This is a genomic window from Streptomyces sp. NPDC055078, assembly GCF_053607985.1.
Genome location: NZ_JBSGUP010000509.1, coordinates 1 through 5,992, shown reverse-complemented (window position 1 = coordinate 5,992; position 5,992 = coordinate 1). Strand labels below are relative to the sequence as shown.

Annotated in this window: 3 protein-coding genes and 1 tRNA gene; 2 read left to right on the top strand and 2 right to left on the bottom strand. The window is 70.2% G+C overall.

Going from position 1 to position 5,992, the window contains the following annotated elements:
* Positions 1-58 precede the first annotated feature (58 nt).
* Both ACWF94_RS30665 and ACWF94_RS30660 read right to left on the bottom strand, forming a co-directional pair.
* A complete protein-coding gene (locus ACWF94_RS30665; RefSeq protein WP_453495733.1) occupies positions 59-949 on the bottom strand; it encodes a Bax inhibitor-1/YccA family protein in 891 nt (296 codons plus the stop codon).
* Between the two features lie 534 nt (positions 950-1,483).
* Positions 1,484-1,565, bottom strand: a tRNA-Leu gene (locus ACWF94_RS30660).
* Positions 1,566-2,226: 661 nt separating this feature from the next.
* Between ACWF94_RS30660 and ACWF94_RS30655 the strand changes: the two genes are divergently transcribed.
* Positions 2,227-2,997, top strand: coding sequence for an ABC transporter ATP-binding protein (locus ACWF94_RS30655; RefSeq protein WP_453495730.1), 771 nt, complete (start codon positions 2,227-2,229; stop codon positions 2,995-2,997).
* Between the two features lie 363 nt (positions 2,998-3,360).
* The gene (locus ACWF94_RS30650) at positions 3,361-5,907 is read left to right on the top strand and encodes an ABC transporter permease (RefSeq protein WP_453495727.1); all 2,547 of its coding nucleotides are present in this window, start codon (positions 3,361-3,363) and stop codon (positions 5,905-5,907) included.
* Positions 5,908-5,992 lie beyond the last annotated feature (85 nt).

Below are 5,992 nucleotides of genomic sequence, written 5' to 3'. Positions count from 1 at the left end.
GTCGGGCCCTTCGTCACTGCCGTACTGCCGTACTGCCGTCAGACGGCGGCCACCGCCGTCAGTCGTTGCCCGACAGGATCGACACCAGACGCAGCATCTCCAGGTAGATCCACACCAGGGTCAGGGTGAGGCCGAAGGCCGCGAGCCAGGACTCCTCGCGCGGAGCGCCGTACGTCAGACCGTCCTCGACCTGCTTGAAGTCGAGGGCGAGGAAGCACGCGCCCAGGATGATGCCGATCACACCGAAGAGAATGCCGAGGCCGCCGCTGCGGAAGCCGAGGCCGTCGCCGCCGCCGAAGACGGCGAACAGCAGATTGACCGCCATCAGCAGCAGGAAGCCCATGGCCGCTGCCATCACAAAGCCGTAGAACCGGCGGTTGACCCGGATCCAGCGCATCTTGTACGCGATGAGGACACCGGCGAAGACCGCCATGGTGCCCATGACCGCCTGCACGACCACACCGGGGCTGATGTAGGTGCTGACCGCGCTGGAGATCACGCCGAGGAAGACACCCTCGAACGCCGCGTACGACAGGATGAGCGCCGGGACCGGCTTGCTCTTGAACGCCTGGACGAGCGCCAGGACCATGGCGACCAGGGCGGCGCCGATGGCGATGCCGTACGACTTGCCGATGTTGGCCTCGTCGACCGGCAGCAGGAACCAGGAGAGCGCGGCGGTGAGGACGACGGTGCCGAGCGTCATCGCGGTACGCGAGACGACATCGTCGATCGTCATCACCCGCGGCTGACCGGGTGCCTGCGGGCCGACTCCGCCGACCTGGGGGTCGACCGGTGCGTAGGGGTTGGTCGCGTACGGGTTGCCGGTGCCCTGGGCGTAGGGGTTGGTTCCTACGGCGGGGCCCCCGGCCTGCGGCTGCGCGTTGAAGCCCGCATAGCCGTTGTCGCGGCTGAACCCCCGTCGCGAGAAGACCGGGTTACTGCTCCTCATCTCACTCCTCCATGGCCACCGTGCGCGGCCTTGCGTCAAGAGTAATGCGGGAGCAAAGGAAGCACCCTAGTGCTCGGGGAGGATCTTTCCGGATCGTGACCCTCGCCACGGTCGGGAATCAGCCTTTCTGGCCCGGCCGCCCTTCCGCGGTCATGCCTGATCACACCCGGTCACACCGTACGACCGGCCACACCCCGACGCGCCGGGCCGCCCGCCCGGCCCGACGCGCCCACCGACCCGGCCACCGCCCTGCCCGGCGCGTCGGGGGACGGGAGCACCCCGGCGGAAGCCCGTCCCGGGAGCCGCCCGGAACGGCCCCCGGGGACGGCCGGCGCCGGTCCCCGCGCGCACCGCACCCGGACGCGCACACGGACCCGCACCCGGACGCGGGCGCGGGAGGAGCCGGGTACGCGCGGTCGCACGAGGAAGGGTGGTCCGGAAGGAGGGACGGGGCGGGGTGCGGGGATGTGACCATGGGTGACGCTGGAGATCAAGGTTTCAACCACCCTGGGTGGTACTCCGAGCCGCTTGAAGTGCCCGGAGCCGGACTCGAACCGGCACGGCCCGAAGGCCAGCGAGGTTTAAGCTCGCCGTGTCTGCATTCCACCATCCGGGCCAGGTGCGTGGCTCCGCGTAAGCACAGGAGCCTATCCGGGGAGATCGATACGCCGGACGGGCTCATGGCCCGATGTTGTCTTATTTTATTGCCGGTTGAGGGTGCGTCAGGCCAGGTGACGGGGCATGCCGGGGCCGCCGTCCCGGCAGGTGGTCTCCACCACACCGCCGAGTGATTGACGGAAACTCGCCGCAGTGGGGGGCGCGCTCGCGCAGCGCGCCGAGCGGCCTCCGGGGGGCGCTCACCGGGAACCCGCCGCCGCTCGCCCGGGAACGGTCGGGGAACAGTCCGCGAACGGCGCTCGAACGGTCCGTGACGGGTCCGCGAACAGTCCGTGAACAGTGGCGGTTCGGGGCGTAGCCCGGCGACCGGGCCGCACCCGGCGGAGGAAACCCGGGGCCCGGACACGGGGCGGCCTCTCCATGACCGGACCAGGAGCCGGAGGCCCGGCCTGTGCGGTCCCGGCGGCGGGCGGCGGACGGCGCATGGCGTCAGGGCACGGCGTCAGGGGCGCCGTCATACCAAAGGAGGACGCCGGGCCTTCCCGGTCCGACCAAAGAGGGCCCCAGGAACGGGCACGGGGGCTGACGTTCCGCGCCCGGGACGCGGCGAGGATGGACATCGTCCACAGCACATCCGTCCGTGACAGGAGCGCCCCCTCGTGACCACCACGCCCATCGCACACCGCGCCACCGCCGTGGCCGCCCGCGCCACGGATCTGTCCAAGGTGTACGGACAGGGCGAGACCCAGGTGGTCGCCCTGGACCGGGTCAGCGTCGACTTCCGGCAGGCCGAGTACACCGCGATCATGGGGCCCTCCGGCTCCGGCAAGTCGACCCTGATGCACTGCGTCGCCGGGCTCGACACCTTCAGCTCGGGCTCGGTACGCCTCGGCGAGACCGAACTGGGCTCGCTCAAGGACAAGCAGCTGACCCAGCTCCGCCGCGACAAGATCGGCTTCATCTTCCAGGCGTTCAATCTGCTGCCGACGCTGACCGCGCTGGAGAACATCACGCTGCCGATGGACATCGCAGGGCGTAAGCCCGACAAGCAGTGGCTGGAGGCGGTCGTCAGCATGGTGGGGCTGCGGGACCGGCTCAGCCACCGGCCCACCCAGCTCTCCGGCGGGCAGCAGCAGCGCGTCGCCGTCGCCCGCGCCCTCGCCTCCCAGCCGGAGATCATCTTCGGTGACGAACCGACCGGGAACCTGGACTCGCGCTCCGGGGCCGAGGTCCTCGGTTTTCTCCGCAACTCCGTGCGCGAACTGGGCCAGACCGTCGTCATGGTCACCCATGACCCGGTCGCGGCCTCCTACGCCGATCGCGTGATCTTCCTCGCCGACGGCCGGATCGTCGACGAGATGCTGCACCCCTCAGCGGACGGCGTCCTCGACCGGATGAAGGCATTCGACGCCAAGGGCCGGACCAGTTGACCGCCAGGCGCCGGACCGCCGGACCGGCTGACCACCGGGCGCTGGACCGGCCCGACCGGCTGACCGGCTGACCGGCTGACCGGCTGACCGCGCAAGGCCGGACCAGCCGCCCCCCGGCCCACCGCCGCCACCGCCACCGCCGTCGCTTCCCTCCCCGCCCGCCGCCCCACGCGCCACCGCTTCCGGGGACCCGCCCCCACAGCGCCGCGCCCCCCGCGGACCCGCCCCCCGCGCCCCGTACACACAGCTCCGCCCGCACGGCCTTCGCCCGCAGGGCTTCGCCCGGCGCGGCCCCCGCTCGCACGGACCCGCCGACTCCCGGCCGCTCCGCGTACCCCGGCTCCCACCACAGGACTGACTGACATGTTCCGAACCGCCCTGCGCAATGTGCTCGCACACAAAGCCAGGCTGCTGATGACCGTCCTCGCCGTCGTACTCGGCGTGGCCTTCGTCTCCGGCACCCTGGTCTTCACCGACACCCTCGGCAACGCCTTCCGCAAGCAGTCGGCGAAGAGCTTCGACAACACCGCGGTGGTGGTCTCCAGCCCGACCACCAACAGCGGGGTCGGTGAGAGGGACAGCGGACTGCCCGCCTCCGCCCTGGCGAAGATCAATGAGGTGGACGGGGTCGCCGAGGCCACCGGCCGGGTCTCCGGATTCGCCGGAGTCGCCGACCAGAAGGGCAAGCTGATCGGCAAGGGCTGGTCCACCAAGGGCGGCAACTTCGCCCCCGGCAAGGACGGCAAGGACGCCTCGTACACCTTCACCGAAGGCACAGGACCGGCGCGGGACGGCGAGCTGGCCCTCGACAAGGAGACCGCCGACAAGGGCGAGTACAAGGTCGGCGACACCGTACGGGTCGCCACCAACGGCCCCGTGAAGGAACTCACCCTGGCCGGTGTCTTCACCACCGAGGACGGGGAAGTGAACGCGGGCGGCAGTCTGGTCCTGTTCACCACCGACGTCGCCCAGAAGCTCTATCTGAAGCCCGGTCTCTTCAACGAGATCAACGTCACCGCCGCGTCCGGCGCATCCGACGAGAAGCTCCTCGCGGACATCGAGCCGCTGATGCCCAGCGGCGCCAGGACACAGACCGGCGACCATCTCGCCGACAAGCAGGCCAAGGACATCGAGTCCGGCCTGAACGACCTGAACACCATGCTGCTGGCCTTCGCCGCCATCGCCCTGTTCGTCGGTGTCTTCCTGATCGCCAACACCTTCACCATGCTGGTCGCCCAGCGCACCAGGGAACTGGCGCTGCTGCGCGCCGTCGGCGCCTCCCGCCGGCAGGTCAAGCGCTCGGTGATCATGGAGGCCCTGGTGGTCGGCGCGATCGCCTCCGTCCTCGGCTTCGTGCTCGGCCTGGGGCTCGCGATGGGGCTGCGCTCCGCGATGTCCTCCTTCGGCGTGATGATCCCGGACGGTCCGCTGGTCGTCTCGGCCACCCCGGTGCTCTCCGCGCTCGCCGTCGGTGTCCTCATCACCGTGCTCGCCGCCTGGCTGCCCGCCCGCCGGGCCGCGAAGATCGCGCCGATGGCCGCGATGAGCAGCGTGCACGCGGCGGCGACCACCAAGTCCCTGCTCGTACGGAACATCTCCGGCGGCGTCATCACCCTGGCGGGTGCGGCGGCGATCCTGGCCGGGGCCTCGGCCGGGGAGGGCACGGGCCGGATGATGATCGGGGCGGGCGCGTTCCTGTCGCTGATCGGCATCATCGTCCTGATCCCGCTGCTGTCCCGCCCGGTGATCGGGCTGCTGCGACCGCTGCTGCACCGGGGGTTCGGCGTCTCCGGCAAACTGGCCGGGCAGAACGCGGTCCGCAACCCCCGCCGTACCGGAGCCACCGCGTCCGCGCTGGCGATCGGTCTCACCCTGGTCACCGGTCTCACGGTCCTCGGTGTGACGCTCGGCCAGGCCATCGACAAGATGACCACGGACAACGTCCGCGCCGACTACCTGGTCTCGATGGCCAGCGGCGACAGCCTGGACAAGTCGGTGCTCCCGGCGCTGGAGAAGGCGCCCGGCGTCAGCGCGCTCTCCTCGCAGCAGGCGTTCGACGTACGTGTCGACGGCGAACGGCACGCCGTGTCCGCCGTCACCCCGGGCCAGATCGAGAAGGTCCTGAATCTGGAGACGGTCTCCGGGTCCCTGAACACCCTGGCCGATGGTCAGGTCGCCATCGCCGAGAAGACGGCGGAGCGGCAGAAGTGGCGGACCGGGGACACGATCCCGGTGACCTTCGAGGACGACGACGGCAAAGCCGTGAAGAAGACGCTGACGGTCGGCGCGACCTTCGAGGAGAACGAGTTCACCTCGCCGATCGTGGTGTCGACCTCCTTCATCGCGCCCTACCAGGAGCGGCCGGAGATCCGCGACGTCTGGGTGAAGATGGACGGCGGCGAGTCCAAGGCCAATGAAGAGGCCCTGGTCGCGGCGCTGGGGGACAACCCCGGCATGAACATCATGGACAAGCAGGACATCCGCAATATGTTCGGCGGAATGATCAACACCATGCTGAACATCATGTACGGCCTGCTGGGGATGGCCCTGATCATCGCGGTCCTCGGGGTGGTCAACACCCTGGCGATGTCCGTCTTCGAACGCCAGCAGGAGATCGGCATGCTGCGGGCGATCGGCCTGGACCGGTCCAAGGTCAAGCGCATGATCCGCCTGGAGGCGGTGGTGATCTCGGTCTTCGGCGCGGTGATCGGTGTCGCCCTCGGCTCGTTCCTGGCCTGGGCGATCGGTGAGACGCTCAAGCAGAGCATCCCGGGGTACGCACTCGTCCTGCCCTTCAGCCGGATCGGGCTCTTCCTGCTGCTGGCCGCCGTGGTGGGCGTGCTCGCCGCCCTGTGGCCCGCGCGCAGCGCTGCGCGGCTGAACATGCTGACGGCCATCAAGACCGAGTAGCCGTCCGGCGGGCAGCAGTCCGGCGGGCAACCGTCCGGTGGAGTGGGGCAGGGCCCCGCGACCGTGAGCATTCACCGCTCACGGC